The following is a 16,486-nucleotide window of genomic DNA, read 5'->3' on the forward strand; positions in this document are numbered from 1 at the left end:
TTTTTCTGTAATGACCGAGAAAGGTTCCCTCCAAGAAATTCTGGCGAAGAAGAAAGCCGGGTTGAGACGCATGCAGGCGCGCCAAAGCCGTGTGCATGGAAGGATTGCGGACTATATTGAGCAGCATCCCAATTGCATCAAAGAGGCGATGAGCGTGGTCAAGCAGCGTCTTGCTGGCCCGGATCGCTGCAATGCCGTGACCCGGGAATGGGAATTGATCCTGCAGACCTGGGGGCTGGAGAGGATTATCGCGATTTTCCGGGATCAAGATCCTGTGACAGATCAGTTACGCGCTTGTTCTCCCTTTGTTTTTCCCGCTGACTATGACGGCGCCGATGCAAAACGCTCGTGAACTATTCGAAAGCGACCTGAAGATCGCCCTGCAAGCCGCTTCCAAGGCTTATGACCGCAAGCGCTTCGTGGTGGTCGGCTCCGCCTCGATCCTCGCTTCTCATCCTGATGCCCCCGGATACCTCCGCCTCTCCGCGGATATCGACATGTTTCCCATCCGCCGCCTGAAGACAGAAACCTTCAAGCCGGGCGATGAAAAGGTGGGGCAGTACTCCCAGTTCGAAGTCGAGCACGACTTCTATGTGGAGCGCGTGGGCGACTGGACCATGCTGAGTCAGCCGGAGGGCTGGCTGGAGCGCTGTGTGAAGTACGCCATTGGAGAGATCGAAGGCCACTGCCTGCACCCGCTCGACCTTGCCTACAACAAGACCGAGGCCGGCCGTGAGAAAGACATCCTCTTCGTCGCCGGCATGATCAACGAAGGGATCATCACCTCCGCTGACCTGGAAAAGTTCATCCATAACGGCTGCCCACACCCAGAGCTGCTAGAAGGCGTGCTCAAGAACTACGCCTTGGTGAAGGAGAGGTTGAGGACGAGTTAGGTTTCGACTGCGGATTTTTCGATCTGGATAGTCTTTTGAAATGTGTATTAATACCGCTTCAAGATGTTTAGAGATCTAACTGAGTATCGTAATAATCGTGGCCTGTGGGGTGAATTGGCATATGTTGAAGCTAAGTCTGATGATAGAGCTAGGCATGATGGCAATGAAAAGAATAGATATAAGGTTCTATTGCAGCTTCAGTACGATAGGCGAGTAGAGGATTCTGAGTTTATAAGATTCTTGTTTGATGAAGAGATTTTAGCGCGTCGCAAGGATAGCTTTCAGGGGATCGGCGAAGCTTTGTGGTTAGTGGCTACAATGGCACTTGAGTTTGGTGATCCTGCTGATGTTGGGCGGTTTATAAAAGCTAAGATCGCAAATTTTGATACTCATTGCGGATTTGATATCGAGTTTGCTTTCCATACGCTAAGGGAGAAAACCAATGATTATGTGGCAAAAGAGTTTCCTGATCTATTGGAAGCGATAGATGACTATAAATATGAAGAGTATGCCGATGGGCTTGATGAGTGGTGGGACCGTATGAAGAGCCAGTATCCTCGATCGGAAAATGAGGAAGAGGCTATCACGCTCTACGAAAGGTATTTGTACTTTGGTAACCTCCCTCTAGCTCGTAAATATCTAGAACAGTGGGAAAAAGCTGAGCCTGAATCGGCTGCTAAAAACAACTTCCTAATGCATGCATATAAAGCTTTGGGGGAGTATGAGAAGGTTGCAGGTTATCAGTTAAAGAAGTTAGACGGCAGTGAAAGCCATTGGGATAGAACCAGCGTTTATGGGAACCTCATCTCCACCTGTCTTAGCTCAGGCGATTATGATTCAGCCTATGAGTACGTGTTAAAAGTTGATGAAGAGCTTGGTCTGTTTGATGAGTGGCAGGGTATTGGCCTTGGCAGAATGACCATTGAGGTGCTGTTTGAATTCTCAGTCGGAGTGGATAATGAGGAGAGGGCAGCTCAATCCTTTAAGATTGCACACAAGTGGACCAAGCAAGTAGGTGGTCTACACCTGAATGCTCTGAAGAAAGGCTATACCGCTGCAAAACGCTCCGCTTCGTTTATTACAGTTAGGAGGTATTCTAAACTGATTAAACAAGAACAGGACAGGATTGATGCGATGCTGTGATCCTACTTCAGCACCTCATACACATCACCGGACTCCGCGATCTTTGAGTCTTCATAGGGAGCAGCCAGACGGCGGTACACTTCCAGCTTGGCGCATTCCAGGACGCCCACGACCTCATTGATGTGTGTGTAGCGCAGGCCGCCTTTCTGAATGAGGTAGGCATCCACGAGTTTGGAAATAGCGTAGTTCAATTCCCCGGCGTTCTGCGGTGCATCCCCGGCATCAATGGCCGGACGTCTGTCAGTGTCAATATATGGCATGGTGATTAGACTAGAGAGCCGCAGTTTCGGTGTCTAACTCGATTTTCCTGATTGCTTCAAATTGGTGTGTTGGTTGGTGTTTGCGATAAGCGCAAATAGTTGTTGGTCTATTTGCGAGGTGAGCACATAGTGTGTCGGTGATCGGTGGCATCAAGTGCAAGGAAGCTAAGCCATGGAGGTTGAAATCTGCGACTACCACTAGCCTTGGTTACCTCAAAATAACGAACCGAACAAAGCAATGAGCACAAAATTATCTGAACCAAAGCCCGGCGAAGTCTTGCAACTTGAGTTCTTGGAGCCGATGGAGATTAGCCAGTACAAGCTGGCGAAAGCTGTCGGAGTGCCTCACAGCCGCATCACGCGTCTGGTGAAAGGCGAGGTGGCTGTCACTGTAGATACGGCACTGCGTTTTGCACGCTACTTTGGTACTACCGCGCAATTCTGGCTTAACCTTCAGAATAATTACGACCTGCGCACGGTAGGCGAGGAAAAGAAAAGCGAGATCGAGCATATCCAGCCCGTGAGTGCGGCATAGCACCGGATGCATTGGCCGGTGCCGGGGTGGGTAGCTCGCTTTGCGAGCGGTGAATGTGTACCGCTGAAGGATTGACATTTTGGGGGTTCTGTTACAGGGAACTTGAGGCAAAATCCGGGACGCGGCTGTGTTTCGGAGCTCAAGTTTTCAGATATACCAAGCTATTTACCATGAACGTTTCATTCAACTGGCTCAACGATCATCTCGACCTCAGCGACTACAGCATCCAGCAGCTCGATGACCTGCTTACCTTTGCTGGTGTGGAGGTGGAGGGGATTTCCGCTTCAGGAGTACCATCCGACAAGATCGTCGTCGCCCAGGTGAAGGAGGCTGTTCAGCATCCGGACGCCGACAAACTCAAGGTTTGCAAGGTGGATGCGGGTGAAGGCGAGCTGCGCCAGATCGTTTGTGGTGCCAAGAACTACAAGGTAGGGGACAAGGTGCCATGCGCGCTTCCTGGTGCCGACCTTGGTGGTGGCTTTGTGATCAAAGAAGGCAAGCTGCGCGGCGTGGAGTCCCTCGGTATGCTCTGCGCTGCTGGTGAGATCGGTCTGATCGACATGGAAGACGGCCTGATGATCCTTCCAGAGGACTACGAGATTGGTAAGCCGCTCGTAGAGATCTTCTCCAGTGACACGATCATTGAAGTGGAGGTCACCCCGAACCGTCCGGACCTTCTCAGCCACACAGGCATGGCCCGCGAGCTCTCCGCTCTGACTGGTAAAGAGCGCAAGCCCTTCGAAATCCCAAGCGCCGGTACGGCTGCCGCTGGTGATTTCATCAAGATTTCCGCAGCGGACCGCTGCCCTTACTACACCGGAGTGAAGATCTCCGGCGTAAAAGTCGGCGACAGCCCGGAGTGGCTGAAGACCAAGCTGGAAGCCATCGGCCTGAAGCCGATCAACAACGTGGTGGACATCACCAACTACGTCCTGCACGAGCTTGGTCACCCGCTGCACGCTTTCGACGCGGCCAAGATTTCCGGCAATCTCGACATCCGTCTCGCCAAGGACGGTGAAGAGTTCAACGCTCTCGACGGCGGCAAGCTCAAGCTTACCGAAGACGACCTCCTTATTTCCGATGACGCAGGCAATGCCCTTGCTCTGGGCGGTATCATGGGAGGTGAAGACTCTGGCGTGAACGAGGCGACCACCGACATCGTTCTGGAGTCTGCTTACTTCACGCCTTCCTTCATCCGCCGCAGCTCACGCCGCACCGCACTCAGCTCTGATTCTTCCTACCGTTTCGAGCGTGGCTCTGATCCACAGAGTGTGCTCGCCGCTTCCGCACTCGCCGCCAAGCTGATCGTGGAAGTCGCTGGTGGTACGATCGAAGGAGACACTCTCATTGCTGGCGAGGCTCCAGTTCTTACCGCCCCAGTGAAGCTTGACATCGCCAAGCTTGAGCAGCTCATGGGTGGCAGCATCACGCTCGATGAAGCCAAGTCCATCCTCACCAAGCTCGGCCTCACCGAAGGTGCGAACGACGAATGGGAGATCCCTTCCTTCCGTCTCGATCTCGTGCGTCACATCGACTTGGTGGAAGAGATTGCCCGTGTGCACGGCCTCGATAAAGTGGAGTCCCGTTTCCTCGGTTCCTATGTGGAGGAGAGCGACGTGGACAAAGCCTACGATTTCCAGATGAAGGTGAAGCAGCAGCTGGCTGCGCTCGGTTTCTACGAGGCACAGACCATCAAGCTGATCGCTGAGTCTTCCAACGACAACACCGTCGCCCAGATGAAGGACGCACTTCCATTACGTCCTCTCATGGATGGTGATCTGATCAAGGTGGCGCTTCCGCTTTCCGAAGACCACGCCGTCATGCGTCCGAGCCTGGTGCCGGGTCTCGTGGCTGTGGCTGCCCGTAATATCCGTCAGGGTAAAAAGGCTCTGCGCTTCTTCGAAATGGGTCGCCAGTTCCGCAATGCAGGTGGCGGCAAGGCCAAGGACCTGGAGAGCGATTCCGTAGCCATCCTGATTTCCGGTGACAAGGCTCCGATCCACTGGAGCAAGAAGCAGCCGGATGTGACCGATCTCTACGATCTCAAGGCGGTGATTTCAGCGCTTCTCCCTCAGGCTAAGATCCAGCTTAAGAAGCAGGATCGTGAAGGCTACATCCTTTGCGCCAATGTTCTGGCAGACGACAAGCCGATCGGTGCATTCGCCCAGCTCAGCCCGGCACGCTGCCGTGAGCTCGATTCCACCAAGCCGATCTATGTGGCCGAGCTTGAGCTCGCCAAGCTTCAGCAGCTTGCCAGCGGTCTGGATAAGGTGGAAGACCTTCCTCACTTCCCAGGCTCCAGCCGTGATGCCGCAATGGAGGCTCCAGCGACTCTCGAGAACGCCGCCATCGAGCAGGCCATCAAGAAGCACAACGAAATGCTGCTGGTGGACTACCACTGCTTCGACGTCTTCACCGACCCGACAGGGGAGAAGCTCGCCGCGGACAAGAAATCCATCGCCTACAGCTTTCTCTATCGCTCGCCTGACCGCACGCTCAAGGCCAAGGAGGTCGATGAGGCGCACCAGAAGCTGCTCGATACCCTGCAGAAGAAGCTCGGTGTCAGCTATCGCTAAATGCGCGTATTTTATTAAGTAGTCTTAAAGGACCCGGACTTTGCCCTTGGCAGATTCCGGGTCCTTCATTTTCGTGATTTGGTCTCAAAAGGGTATAAAATTTTTAAGCCCAATCTATGGGTTGCGGAAGGTGGGTAGCGAGGCGAATTTTGAGCAGAGGATGGAATTTTTTAAAATTTTAAGGAGGTGGATTTGCTCTAACAAAGCTGAGATTTTTTTTAAGGCCCAAGACTGCCGATAAGTGTCGTTTTGGACATACGAACTAAATGCCCATGAATGCTTCATTTTTGGGCGATTTACGCTGATTAGTGGGACAGCTTGGAAATCTGTACAATTTAAACATACACCATATGTTGTATTGTGAATAATTTGTGGATACTATATAAGAGAAAATGACGTTGACCGAAACTCGTCCTCCCTGCATAGTCGCTACCGTGCCGCGATTGAGCGAGCAGCCCCAGAAACCTCCCCGAATCACTCTTTTTTCACCCACAGAAACTTAAGCATTTACCACCAATGGCTACTACCACCATCACCCTCGGAGACCGTCAGTTTGTACTCGATGCAGACAAAGCCGAAGCCGCACTCGCAGACAAGCGTGTGATCAATGGTAAGGACAGCATGTTCTTCAATATCCTCCCGATCAAATACCAGTGGGCCTATGAGCTCTACAAGACCATGAAGGCAAACCACTGGGAGCCAGAGGACATCACCATGCAGAAGGATGTAGAGCAGTGGCGCTCCGATGAGATCTCCGACGTTGAGCGTTGGATCATCAAGATGGGTATTGGTTACTTCTCCGCAGCAGAAGGCATCGTAGGTGACAACATCCAGCACGTGGTACGTGAAGTCGTGACTGCTCCAGAGCTGAAGCTCGTACTCGGCCGCCACGCTCACGAGGAAAACATCCACGCAGACAGCCTGGTGTACATGATTTCTTCCCTCGGCCTGAACCCACACGAGTGTGAGGCTATGTTCGAGGACATCCCGACCATTTCCGAGAAGAATGCCTTCGTGGTGAACAACAGCCGCTCCATGCGCCGTGACATCGACCTGACTGTTCTCAAGAACAAGCAGGACCTCGCCAAGAACATCTTCCTCTTCGGTCAGGTGATGGAAGGTACCCAGTTCTACGGTCTCTTCGGCATGATCCTCTCCCTCTACCGCCAGAACAAGTTCCCGGGTATCGGTCAGATGTTCCGCTACACCCTGCGTGATGAGTCCAACCACATCGAGGTGTTCCGTAACCTCCTCATGGACCTCATCGATGAGAACCCAGACATCTGGACTGAGGAGTTCAAGACAGACCTTCGTGAAACCATGGCTGAAGGTATCCGTCTTGAGAAGAAATTCATCCGTGACTGCCTGCCAGTATCCTCCGTCGGTCTCAATGCTGAGGAGTTCGAGCAGTACATCGACTACATCGCCGACCGCCGTCTCACTTCTTGTGGTCTGCCTCCACTCAATGGCGAAGCCACAGCCAACCCATTCCCATGGCTGGCCGAGATGATGGACATCAAGAAGGAGCAGAACTTCTTCGAAGGTCGTGTCACCGAGTACCAGAAGGCATCTTCCCTCGCTGAAGTCGACGACGACGATCTTTAATTAAGTATGAAGGAAAAAGGATAAAGTATGAAGCGATGGGCCTAAGAAACTTTGAGGAGCTGGAAGTATGGAAGCGAGGTTGCCAACTGGCGGTCGATATCTACACAGCACTCCACACCTCAAAAGACTTTGGCCTGAAAGATCAAATGCAGCGTGCGGCAGTTTCCATAGCTTCCAATATCGCAGAAGGATCTGAACGAGCCAGCACTCAGGAATACATCCGCTTCCTCCGCATCTCAAAGTCTTCATGCGCTGAACTCAGAACCCAACTCTACATCTATCAGAAAGCAAAGAAAGCCACAGGGCAACCGGCACTACCCGATAACAAGCCTCTCATTCAAGAGACGCGAGAAATATCCGCCATGCTCCAGGGGCTGATCAAATCCCTCCAAGCCAAGCAGTAGAGCACTTTATCCTTTCTCCTTTTTCCTAGCCACTCACCGTAACAACCAAAAACCCCAAATTCGTAGCCCACTAACATGTACCGTAACCTGTCACTCGAAGAAGACGTCGCTCTGAAAAACGTCGTCACCCGTCCACGCTCCGAGAAACCTGATTTCGCCTGGCGCGATCAACTCGGAACTAGCTCCCTCAAAGTTCCTCAGATTTTCGTATCCAACGGCGAGCAGGAGAACGAACTCTCCCTCGCTGATGTGGCAGATACCATCGGTAGTGCTCTGACCGATCTCTTGCTGGCACGCCAGGCAGAGGAGGAAAGCATCTTCAACGAGGATAACCGCCACTTTGTTTCCAGCGTGGCGCACAACGTCGCTGAGTCCCTCATGGATCAGGTCGGTGAGGCGGGCAAGCTGACCCTCACTCAGACAGACCTTTACCTGCTCATTGAAAAGGCACTCATCGAGAACGACGCACACGACGTCGCCAAATCTCTCGTCTTCAATCGCTCCCTCGCGGACCACGGCTCTATCGAAATGAGCAATGTGTCTTCCGAGCCGTTCACTGTCCGTCTCATCCGCCGCAGCGGCAAGGTAGTGCCTTGGAGCGAGACCAAGATCGAAAACGCCGTCCGCCAGGCCTTCCTCAGCATGAAGCGCGATGCCGCTCCGGCTGCCAAGGTGGCCCACGCCGTGACTGAGCGCGTGCGTCAGGAAGAGAAAGCTTTCGTCCACATTGAGGACGTTCAGGACATGGTGCAGGAAGAGCTCATGCGTGCTGGCCACTTCAAGACAGCTGAGCACTATATCCTTTACCGCGCTCAGCGCGCTGCCAACCGTAAGCTGGAGGAAGAAGCTCCTACAGAGGATCCGCAGCAGGAGTCCATGGTCGTTGTCTCCAAGGAATCTGGCGATACTGATTTCTGGGATGGTTCCGAACTGAAGAAGCGTATCCAGTTCGCCGCTATCGGCCTGGACCTCTGCCTCACCGAGACAGAGATCGAGCGCGAGCTACGCCGCTCCATCGGTTCTGAAATCACCGAGGCCGGCCTGCAAAAGACCATCATTCTCAACGCCAAGTCCCTCATCGAGCAGGACGCGGATTTCGCCAAGTTCGCAGGCCGCATCCTTCTTTCCTACATCTATGAGGAAGTGCTCGACTGGTCCATCCTGACCGATGGTATTGAAGGTCTGAAGAAGGCACACGCACGCGCCTTCACCAAGTACCTCAAGCACGGTGTGAAGATCAAGCGCCTCAGCCCGGACATCATCGACGGTCGCTACGACCTCAAGAAGCTAGCAGACGCGCTCGACCCGACCGCTGACCTGGACTTCGATTTCCTCGGCATCCAGACTCTCTATGACCGCTACCTCGTGGTGGACAAGACTGGCAAGAAAGCACGCCGCCTGGAAGTACCACAGTTCTTCTGGATGCGTGTCGCCATGGGTCTCTTCAAGGAAGACGGCGAGAAGAAGGAAGAATGGTGCGTGCGCCTCTACAACCTCTACAAGAGCCGCCGCTTCTGCTCATCCACCCCGACTCTCTTCAACTCCGGTACCCTGCACAGCCAGCTCTCCTCCTGCTACCTCTACAAGGTGGACGACTCTATCGAGAGCATCATGCAGCGCGGTATCGCGGACAACGCCTACCTTTCCAAGTGGGCGGGTGGTCTCGGTGGTTCCTGGACAGCGGTACGCGGTACTGGTGGATACATCCAGGGCACCAACGGTGAGTCCCAGGGGGTCATCCCATTCCTCAAGCTGCACAATGACCAGCTGGTCGCTGTGAACCAGGGCGGCAAGCGCCGCGGTTCCGGCTGCGCCTACCTTGAGACCTGGCACAACGACATGGAGGACTTCCTCGAGCTGCGTAAGAATACTGGTGACGAGCGCCGCCGCTGCCATGACATGAACACCGCGAACTGGATTCCGGACCTCTTCATGAAGCGCATGGAAGCCCGTCAGGACTGGTCACTCTTCCGCTCAAACGAAACTCCAGACCTGCACGATCTCTACGGCAAGGCCTTCGAGCAGCGCTACCTCGAGTACGAGGCACTCGCTGAGGAAGGCAAGATCTGGAGCCGCAAGATGCCAGCCATCGACATGTGGAAGAAGATGCTCAAGATGATCTTCGAGACCGGCCACCCATGGATCACCTTCAAGGACCCATGTAACCTGCGCTCCCCGCAGGACCACACTGGCGTCATCCACAGCTCCAACCTCTGCACAGAGATCACACTCAATACTTCCGACGAAGAAACCGCTGTGTGTAACCTCGGCTCCGTGGTGCTCGACAACCACGTCCGTGAGGACGGTTCCCTCGACCACGACATGCTCAAGGAGACCATCACCGTGGCCATCCGCGCGCTGGACAACGTGATCGACATCAACTTCTACCCGACCGATGCCGCCAAGACTGCGAACAGCCGTCACCGCCCGATCGGTATGGGTGTCATGGGGCTGCAAAATGCACTCTACAAGAAGAACCTCGCCTTCAGCTCAGACGCAGCCATCGAGTTCAATGACGAGTTCATGGAAGCCATCGCTTACTACGCCTACAGCGCCTCCAGTGACATTGCCGCAGAGCGTGGCACCTACAGCACTTACAAAGGCTCCAAGTGGGATCGCGGTCTCCTGCCACAGGACACCATCGACCTGCTGGAAGACGAGCGTGGCGTGAAGATCGATGTACCACGTGGTGGCAAGATGGACTGGACCTACGTCCGTGAGAAAATCGCCAAGCACGGCATGCGCAACTCAAACGTACTCGCCATCGCGCCGACCGCTACCATCTCTAACATCATGGGCACCACCCCATGTATCGAGCCGAACTACAAGAACCTCTTCGTGAAGAGCAACCTCTCCGGTGACTTCATCGTCCTCAACCGCGAGCTGGTGAATGACCTCAAGAAGAGCGGTCTCTGGACCCGCGAAATGCTTGATCAGCTCAAGTACTTCGACGGCGAGCTAGACCAGATCGCCGAGATCCCGGACGCGATCAAGGAGAAGCACCGCACCGTCTTCGGCGTGCCATTTGAGGCCGTCATTGATGCTGCTGCCCGCAGGCAGAAGTGGATCGACCAGTCACAGTCGGTCAACCTCTTCCTCGCAGAGCCAGACCTCAAGGTGCTCTCCCACATGTACCGCCGCGCCTGGCACACTGGCCTCAAGACCACCTACTACCTCCGTACCCTCGGCGCATCTAACATCGAGAAATCAACTGTTAGCATGAAGAAGGAAACCCGCGGTGCCGTAGGCAGCCAGAAGCAATTCACCGCCGCAGAAAAAATGGCCTGCTCCCTGGACGCCATGCTCAACGGCGGCGAGTGCGAAGCTTGCCAGTAAGAAGCAATAATAGCTTAGTTTAAGCCCACATACCTATGAGGTTGTGGGCTTTATTTATTGGAGGCAATAATATGAGCAAAATTCACATTAGACAAATTTCAAAAAAGCTGCAGGAAGAAATTGCGCCATTTTTGAAAGATAGCGCCAAGGATAAAGAGTCACAAATTCTGTCCAAATGCTTGGCTGCATTTGGTATCAAGTTGGCAACAGGATGTTCAAATAAAGCTGCTGCTCTATCAGTGACTGATGGTGCAGACGACAATGGTATTGACGCTGTATACTACTCAGAAGATACTAAAAAGTTGGTAGTGTGCCAAGCCAAGTGGGTACAAGACGGAAAGAGTGAGCCGAGTAGTGGTGACGTTGGTAAGTTCATGAAGGGTGTACGTGACTTGGTCAATTTGGAGAAAAGTAACTTTAGTGATAAATTTGATGAAAAGTGGGATTCGATTAATAAAGCTTTAGATAGCTTTGGGGTTGAGTACGAATTGGTTACGATATATACAGGTGCCCCGTCATTAGGTGTGCATTCCGTAGGTTGTATAAATGAAACACTGGAGATGCTTAATGACCCTGAGCCTCTCTTTCATTCTGTGGTTTTAAATTTAGGTGAAGTATATAACGCCTTGGCCAAAGATGTGCACGATTTGCCAATTAAACTACAAATGACTCTTACCAATTGGGGTAAAAATGAAGCACCTCATATGGCATACTATGGGTTAATTAGCGGTGGTGAACTTGCTAACTTTTTTAAAGATTATGGTCCTAGGTTGTTTGCAAGGAATATAAGAAGCTTACTTGGCTCAACTGTGGTGAATGAGGAGATTGCACAAACTCTGAAGAAATCTCCTGAATATTTTTATTACTTTAATAACGGTATTACAATTACTGCGGATACTGTTAAAAAGTCTGGAGCTGGCGGGACTAAGAGAGATATTGGTCTTTTTGAAGTAAATGCAGCAAGCATTGTGAATGGGGCGCAGACAGTTTCGACGATAGGTAAGTATGCGGAAGAATTTGGACTTAGTTCACTAGACTCGGTCTCTGTACCAGTAAGAATTATATCATTGGAACATTCGGAGGAGGATTTCGGTAATTCAGTAACAAGAGCGAATAATACTCAAAACAGGATTGAGGGTCGTGATTTTGTAGTGCACGATAAAGAGCAAATACGTTTAGTGACTGAGTTAAAGGTTGAGGGCTACACGTACAATGTTAAGCGCTCTATTCTATTTAAAGCCAACGATAAGTCCTTTGATTTGATAGAAGCTTGTATTGCTCTCGCGTGTTTACATCAAGATGTGGGTTTAGCAGTTCAGGTTAAACGTGAGATCGGTAGATTTTGGGCTGATTTGAACAAAGCTCCATATAAAAGTATTTTTAATCCGACAACTACAGCTCTAATGGTCGTGAATGCAGTTATCGTATTAAGGACAATTAGCGAGGTGCTGGTGTATAAAGAATTTCAACGTAAAGGTGAACATTGTGGTATTATAGCCCACGGGAATAGGATGATACAGACTCTAGTTTTTAATGCGTTAGGCCGTAGTAGAGTTGCTAATTGTCATACTGGGTTAGATGATATGTTGGGTGAGATACCTAATTTAGTCGATGAGCAGATAAATAAGTTAGAGTTGATTATTTCTAGAGATTATAAAAATGCATTCTTGGGTAGCTTGTTTAAAAATCAAAGTAAGTGTGAGTTGATATACAATGAATGTGTCGGGAATATTCAACCAGTAGTAGATACAGTGGATAATGGCACAGATGATCTTTTCGCGTTCGCGGAGAAGAAATAAAGCTGGAGGTCTATCAGGAGGATCGGCAGGAAGTGGATAATCCGGGGGCGGAGTGGGTGACCTAAGGGAAGCTAATGAAGGCGGCGAGTCTGAAGCTTGCCAGTAAGGTTCACTAACCATCTAAAATCAAAGCCCTGCTTGAGAGTGCTCAGGCAGGTTTTTTTGTTTTCTGGGGAACTGAGTTCGCGAGATAGAGTTTATTTCATTCACTTCACTCAAAAAAGATGCACCTGCTTACCCAATTTCACGCTTCTCCCTTTCCCCATTATTGAGTAGCTAGTTAAGGATGCATACTTCACGTAGAACGTTTTTGAAAAGCTCCGCGCTGCTTGCTGGCGGGGTGTCAGCCATACCTACAACGCTTCTCGGGGAAACAGCCGAGGAATCTGGAGAAACAACGAAGACTCAGGCAAAGATCCGCAACCGGATCGGGGTGTCTTCCTATTCTTTCTGGGGATTTCAGAGAGAAGATCTGCGTCCGATGGATGTGTGCTTAGAGCACGCTGCGCGTATGGGGTTTGACGGGGTGGAGATCTTGCAACGCCAGTTAGAGAAGACCGACAACGCGACTCTGCAAAAGATCAAACGCCAGGCCTTTGTGCTTGGGTTGGACCTGATGGGCTACTCCACGCATCAGGGCTTTCTCTCGCCAGACGCGGAGAAGCGCGAAAAGAATTATCAGCACACGCTGGACTGCCTGCGTCAGGCTCACGCGCTGGGCATCCCTACCATGCGGGTAAATTCCGGCACCTGGGGGACTTCCAAATCTTTTGATGAGCTGATGAAAAACAGGGGGGTAGAAAAACCTCTTCCCGGTCACACCGAGGAAGAAGCCTATCAATGGGTCATCGATGCCTACGGCAAACTCGCTGAGGAGGCGGGGAAGCTAGGTGTCGTCATGGGGCTGGAGAACCACTGGGGCCTCGGCTGCACCCCGGAAGGGGTAAAGCGCGTGGTGGACGCCGTGAAATCCCCTTGGCTCCAAGTCACCTTGGACACGGGCAATTTCCTGGAAGACCCTTATGATCGTCTGAGCATGCTCGCCCCTCAAACGGTCCTGCTCCAGGCCAAGACCTACTATGGAGGCGGCCGCTGGTACACGCTAGATCTCGACTACGCCCGCATCGCTTCCATCATGCATCAGGCCGATTTCCGGGGTTACGTTTCCCTCGAATTTGAAGGCAAGGAAGATCCGCTCAAAGCCATCCCCGAGTCTCTCGCCATGCTCAGGAAGCATTTTAGTTAACCACCAGCAGTGGTGCTGGTAGCCAGGGGGAATACCATCCTTTCTAGCACGATGACGATTCCTTTTGACTGAAGGGGAATCGATGCGTTGTTAGTGGATGGAAAAGGTATGGAGAAAAACCACCGGAGTGCTGGCTGCGCTGGTGCTTGGGACTGTGACGAGTATGGCTGAGAACATTGCAGAGTTTAGCGAAAAGGAAGTCGACGCGCAGGGCTGGCGTGTGGTGGATGATGGTGTGATGGGTGGTCTTTCTCAGGGGAAGATGGAGGTGTCCAAGGATGGGGTGCTGCGTTTCAGCGGTACCTTGTCACTGGAGAATAACGGAGGATTCTCCTCGCTGAGGACGGGGAACATACCGCTCGATCTAAGTGCGGCTGATGGGGTGGTGCTACGTGTGAAGGGGGATGAAAGGACCTATCAGCTCCGCTTTAATACGGATGCCCGTTTTCGCGGGAGTGCTGCGGTCTCCTTCAGTGCTGAGTTTGCTACGGTCAAGGGAGAGTGGACGGAAGTTCGTGTGTCTTTTGAAAAGTTCCGGGGGAGCTTCCGTGGAATGCGCCTGGATCAGGAGAAGTTTGACCCTGCCAAGATCGAGCGCATGGGCTTGCTACTGGCGGACAAGAAAGCTGGACCTTTCGAGCTGTTTGTTGACTGGGTGAAGACTTACAAGAAGAGCGAGAAGGAGTGAGCGTGTCACGCGCTAAGACCAGCATGGTACTATCCGCAGGGAATTGCTCGTATTTTCGTTTGTCCTGTTAGGTGGTGTCTGCTACATCCTCTCCTTGATGTGTAAGAACTATTTCGGATGTTTGTTGGTAGCTTTTAGCTTTGCGGGCTCTGTCTTGGCGGAGGAAGTGAAACCTCAGGTCTATCAGGTGGATTGGAAGGAAGGGGATACGCCAGGCTCAGAGTGGGTTACCAAGGGGAAGGTGATGAAGTCGCCCAATGGTGCGCGTACTTTCCTGGGCGGTATCACGGATGAGGCGGTGACCTCCCTGCATGTGAAGGATCTGCCGGAGCACGAGGTGCTCACGCTAGAGGTGGAGCTTTTCGTCGTGGGTACCTGGGATGGCTCGAATACGACTTGGGGGCCGGACAAGCTGAACATTTCCCTGCTGGATGAATATGTCTTGTTAAACACGACCTTCAGTAACTGCCTAGCTAACAACTGGACGGGCAGCCAGCACTACCCGGAGGATATGACTGGGCGCGGCAAGTACAATTGCTTCACTGGCATATCCTATATCGGAGAGCTCGGCTACCGCCAGCAATGGGCCCGCTATGAGCCGGTGCAGAACGTCCCGATTGACTCCACCTACAAACTCAAGTTCTCCGTCCCGCACAGCGCGGATTCCTTCACCCTCAACTTCCAGTCCGATGCCAACGAGCAGGACGGCAAGGCCGATGACCAGAAGGAGCAATGGTACGGCATCGGCAAGGTCACTGTCAGCACGCATAACGACCAAGCCGTGGATGAAAAGGAGTGGGCCAAGCTACGCGCCAATCTCCTCAATGGCTTCATTCCTATCAGCAACCACGCCTTCTGGGAAATGATGCGCTACCCGGACCGCTTCCGCGCCGACTACCAGCTCCTCAAAACCACGTCCAGCACCCAGCGCTGGTGGTACCCCCGCGCCGAACGTCTGCTGATGAAGGGCGAGACGCTTGAGACAGCAAAGGGAGAGTAGCAAGTACGAAGTAGTTGTAGAATTTGTTAGGATTTATAATTGAGGTGCCATCAACCTCTGTGCTGATATTCTTCTCATGAAAAACAAAGTGTGTGCTCTTCTTGCTGGGGCGATTGTATCCTTACTTGGAAGCTTTGCCTCTGCGGATATCATTCGTTATGAAGTAAGCGGTTCGGTGACTTCGTCTACAGGGGGATCTCCAAATGAGTATGTTGGAGCTAGCTACAAGGTCGATATTGTCTACAACTCTGATGCAGAGGCGACTAGTACCAATCATTATTTTGGGGCGGTTTATTCAGCCTCTCTGGAGATTGGTGAGGAGAAATTCTGTAAGGCTTTTTATGAATCGACTTATTATGCTCCAATCCGCTACTACCCAGAGCTGCGTTTTGAGCAGCTGATCGACTTTGAACGTGTTGTGCCGAGTATCCAGAATCCGGGGGGCTACGAGTACGCTCAGGGGGATGAGGTGAAGAATGTGTACTCAGAGATCGTGCTACATGATAATGATGGAGTCTATCCAGCAGGCGAGAGTCTACCAACCACTCTCGATTTGAATCAATTCGAGAAGAAGTTTGCGAGCTTTGACGTCGGCGGCGTGGATCTCACCTGCACCATAGAAACCATCGCTTTCACGACGATCACTGGAAACACAGTGAATGTCGCATCTCCTTACTTCGGGAAGAGGCTTTTGTATTCGAACACCTGGGAGCATTACACGGCAGTCGTTGCTACTCCACAAATCCCAGGGACGAAGCTGCGCTGGTATCAATCACTCGATATGAGCTCCTGGACGGAGCGTACAGGTTTTAACTCACTGTTCGCCTTCGGCGGACCTGTTGAGCTGAGGTTTCACCAAAGAAGTGGGTCAGAGTTTCCTGAGGGGCCAAGTATCGAGAAGGCTTTTTATCAGGTGACATCGAGCTACTCGGTAACTCCGTGATGAAAGAGCCGGCTTAGTGGCTGTTATTTTACTGGATCAAAAAAGCCGCAGACCCGGT

14 protein-coding genes are annotated in these 16,486 nt (G+C 52.1%); 13 read left to right on the plus strand and 1 reads right to left on the minus strand.

What is annotated here, in order from left to right; genetic code table 11:
• The first annotated feature begins 10 nt into the window (after positions 1 to 10).
• From BUB27_RS10660 to BUB27_RS10670, 3 genes are all read left to right on the plus strand, one after another.
• On the plus strand, positions 11 to 352 hold the full coding sequence (locus tag BUB27_RS10660; protein WP_143183834.1) for a hypothetical protein: 342 nt from the start codon (positions 11 to 13) through the stop codon (positions 350 to 352).
• The gene (locus BUB27_RS10665; protein WP_143183835.1) at positions 336 to 893 is read left to right on the plus strand and encodes a DUF6036 family nucleotidyltransferase; all 558 of its coding nucleotides are present in this window, start codon (positions 336 to 338) and stop codon (positions 891 to 893) included. The genes BUB27_RS10660 and BUB27_RS10665 overlap by 17 nt, the downstream gene beginning before the upstream one ends.
• Before the next feature lie 63 nt (positions 894 to 956).
• A complete protein-coding gene (locus BUB27_RS10670) occupies positions 957 to 2,036 on the plus strand; it encodes a hypothetical protein (RefSeq protein WP_143183836.1) in 1,080 nt (359 codons plus the stop codon).
• A 2-nt stretch (positions 2,037 to 2,038) separates the two neighbouring features.
• Here BUB27_RS10670 and BUB27_RS10675 read toward each other — a convergent pair whose 3' ends face one another.
• Entirely contained in the window at positions 2,039 to 2,296 is a 258-nt protein-coding gene (locus BUB27_RS10675) for a DUF6899 family protein (protein ID WP_143183837.1), read from the minus strand.
• Positions 2,297 to 2,534: 238 nt separating this feature from the next.
• Here BUB27_RS10675 and BUB27_RS10680 point away from each other — a divergent pair, with 238 nt between their 5' ends.
• From BUB27_RS10680 to BUB27_RS10725, 10 genes are all read left to right on the plus strand, one after another.
• Entirely contained in the window at positions 2,535 to 2,831 is a 297-nt protein-coding gene (locus BUB27_RS10680) for a HigA family addiction module antitoxin (protein WP_143183838.1), read from the plus strand.
• 170 nt (positions 2,832 to 3,001) lie between these two features.
• Positions 3,002 to 5,407, plus strand: coding sequence for a phenylalanine--tRNA ligase subunit beta (pheT, locus tag BUB27_RS10685; RefSeq protein WP_143183839.1), 2,406 nt, complete (start codon positions 3,002 to 3,004; stop codon positions 5,405 to 5,407).
• A 516-nt stretch (positions 5,408 to 5,923) separates the two neighbouring features.
• Positions 5,924 to 7,012, plus strand: a complete 1,089-nt coding sequence (locus tag BUB27_RS10690; protein WP_143183840.1) for a ribonucleotide-diphosphate reductase subunit beta — start codon at positions 5,924 to 5,926, stop codon at positions 7,010 to 7,012.
• Between the two features lie 35 nt (positions 7,013 to 7,047).
• Positions 7,048 to 7,416 carry a four helix bundle protein gene (locus BUB27_RS10695; RefSeq protein ID WP_143183841.1) on the plus strand — a complete coding sequence of 123 codons (369 nt, stop codon included), beginning with the start codon at positions 7,048 to 7,050 and terminating at the stop codon, positions 7,414 to 7,416.
• A 75-nt stretch (positions 7,417 to 7,491) separates the two neighbouring features.
• A complete protein-coding gene (locus BUB27_RS10700) occupies positions 7,492 to 10,752 on the plus strand; it encodes a ribonucleoside-diphosphate reductase subunit alpha (protein WP_143183842.1) in 3,261 nt (1,086 codons plus the stop codon).
• 71 nt (positions 10,753 to 10,823) lie between these two features.
• Positions 10,824 to 12,551: an AIPR family protein gene (locus tag BUB27_RS10705; RefSeq protein WP_159434913.1), complete on the plus strand. Its 1,728-nt coding sequence runs from the start codon at positions 10,824 to 10,826 to the stop codon at positions 12,549 to 12,551.
• Positions 12,552 to 12,837: 286 nt separating this feature from the next.
• Positions 12,838 to 13,797, plus strand: a complete 960-nt coding sequence (locus BUB27_RS10710) for a sugar phosphate isomerase/epimerase family protein (protein ID WP_143183844.1) — start codon at positions 12,838 to 12,840, stop codon at positions 13,795 to 13,797.
• 97 nt (positions 13,798 to 13,894) lie between these two features.
• Complete coding sequence (locus BUB27_RS10715) at positions 13,895 to 14,485, plus strand: CIA30 family protein (RefSeq protein WP_143183845.1); 591 nt, start codon at positions 13,895 to 13,897, stop codon at positions 14,483 to 14,485.
• A 43-nt stretch (positions 14,486 to 14,528) separates the two neighbouring features.
• On the plus strand, positions 14,529 to 15,485 hold the full coding sequence (locus tag BUB27_RS10720; protein ID WP_159434914.1) for a hypothetical protein: 957 nt from the start codon (positions 14,529 to 14,531) through the stop codon (positions 15,483 to 15,485).
• A gap of 76 nt (positions 15,486 to 15,561) precedes the next feature.
• On the plus strand, positions 15,562 to 16,428 hold the full coding sequence (locus tag BUB27_RS10725; protein WP_143183847.1) for a hypothetical protein: 867 nt from the start codon (positions 15,562 to 15,564) through the stop codon (positions 16,426 to 16,428).
• Positions 16,429 to 16,486: the final 58 nt, after the last annotated feature.

Origin of the sequence: Rubritalea squalenifaciens DSM 18772 (assembly GCF_900141815.1) — a bacterium.
GTDB classification, from domain to species: domain Bacteria; phylum Verrucomicrobiota; class Verrucomicrobiia; order Verrucomicrobiales; family Akkermansiaceae; genus Rubritalea; species Rubritalea squalenifaciens.

Excerpts from the sequence above, each read along its gene's own strand:
- BUB27_RS10670 (WP_143183836.1), top strand. The coding sequence starts at position 957 with ATGTTTAGAGATCTAACTGAGTATCGTAATAATCGTGGCCTGTGGGGT.
- BUB27_RS10660 (WP_143183834.1), top strand. The coding sequence starts at position 11 with ATGACCGAGAAAGGTTCCCTCCAAGAAATTCTGGCGAAGAAGAAAGCC.
- pheT (WP_143183839.1), top strand. The coding sequence starts at position 3,002 with ATGAACGTTTCATTCAACTGGCTCAACGATCATCTCGACCTCAGCGAC.
- BUB27_RS10665 (WP_143183835.1), top strand. The coding sequence starts at position 336 with ATGCAAAACGCTCGTGAACTATTCGAAAGCGACCTGAAGATCGCCCTG.
- BUB27_RS10675 (WP_143183837.1), bottom strand. The coding sequence starts at position 2,296 with ATGCCATATATTGACACTGACAGACGTCCGGCCATTGATGCCGGGGAT.
- BUB27_RS10700 (WP_143183842.1), top strand. The coding sequence starts at position 7,492 with ATGTACCGTAACCTGTCACTCGAAGAAGACGTCGCTCTGAAAAACGTC.
- BUB27_RS10715 (WP_143183845.1), top strand. The coding sequence starts at position 13,895 with ATGGAAAAGGTATGGAGAAAAACCACCGGAGTGCTGGCTGCGCTGGTG.
- BUB27_RS10725 (WP_143183847.1), top strand. The coding sequence starts at position 15,562 with ATGAAAAACAAAGTGTGTGCTCTTCTTGCTGGGGCGATTGTATCCTTA.
- BUB27_RS10710 (WP_143183844.1), top strand. The coding sequence starts at position 12,838 with ATGCATACTTCACGTAGAACGTTTTTGAAAAGCTCCGCGCTGCTTGCT.
- BUB27_RS10690 (WP_143183840.1), top strand. The coding sequence starts at position 5,924 with ATGGCTACTACCACCATCACCCTCGGAGACCGTCAGTTTGTACTCGAT.
- BUB27_RS10695 (WP_143183841.1), top strand. The coding sequence starts at position 7,048 with ATGGGCCTAAGAAACTTTGAGGAGCTGGAAGTATGGAAGCGAGGTTGC.
- BUB27_RS10705 (WP_159434913.1), top strand. The coding sequence starts at position 10,824 with ATGAGCAAAATTCACATTAGACAAATTTCAAAAAAGCTGCAGGAAGAA.
- BUB27_RS10680 (WP_143183838.1), top strand. The coding sequence starts at position 2,535 with ATGAGCACAAAATTATCTGAACCAAAGCCCGGCGAAGTCTTGCAACTT.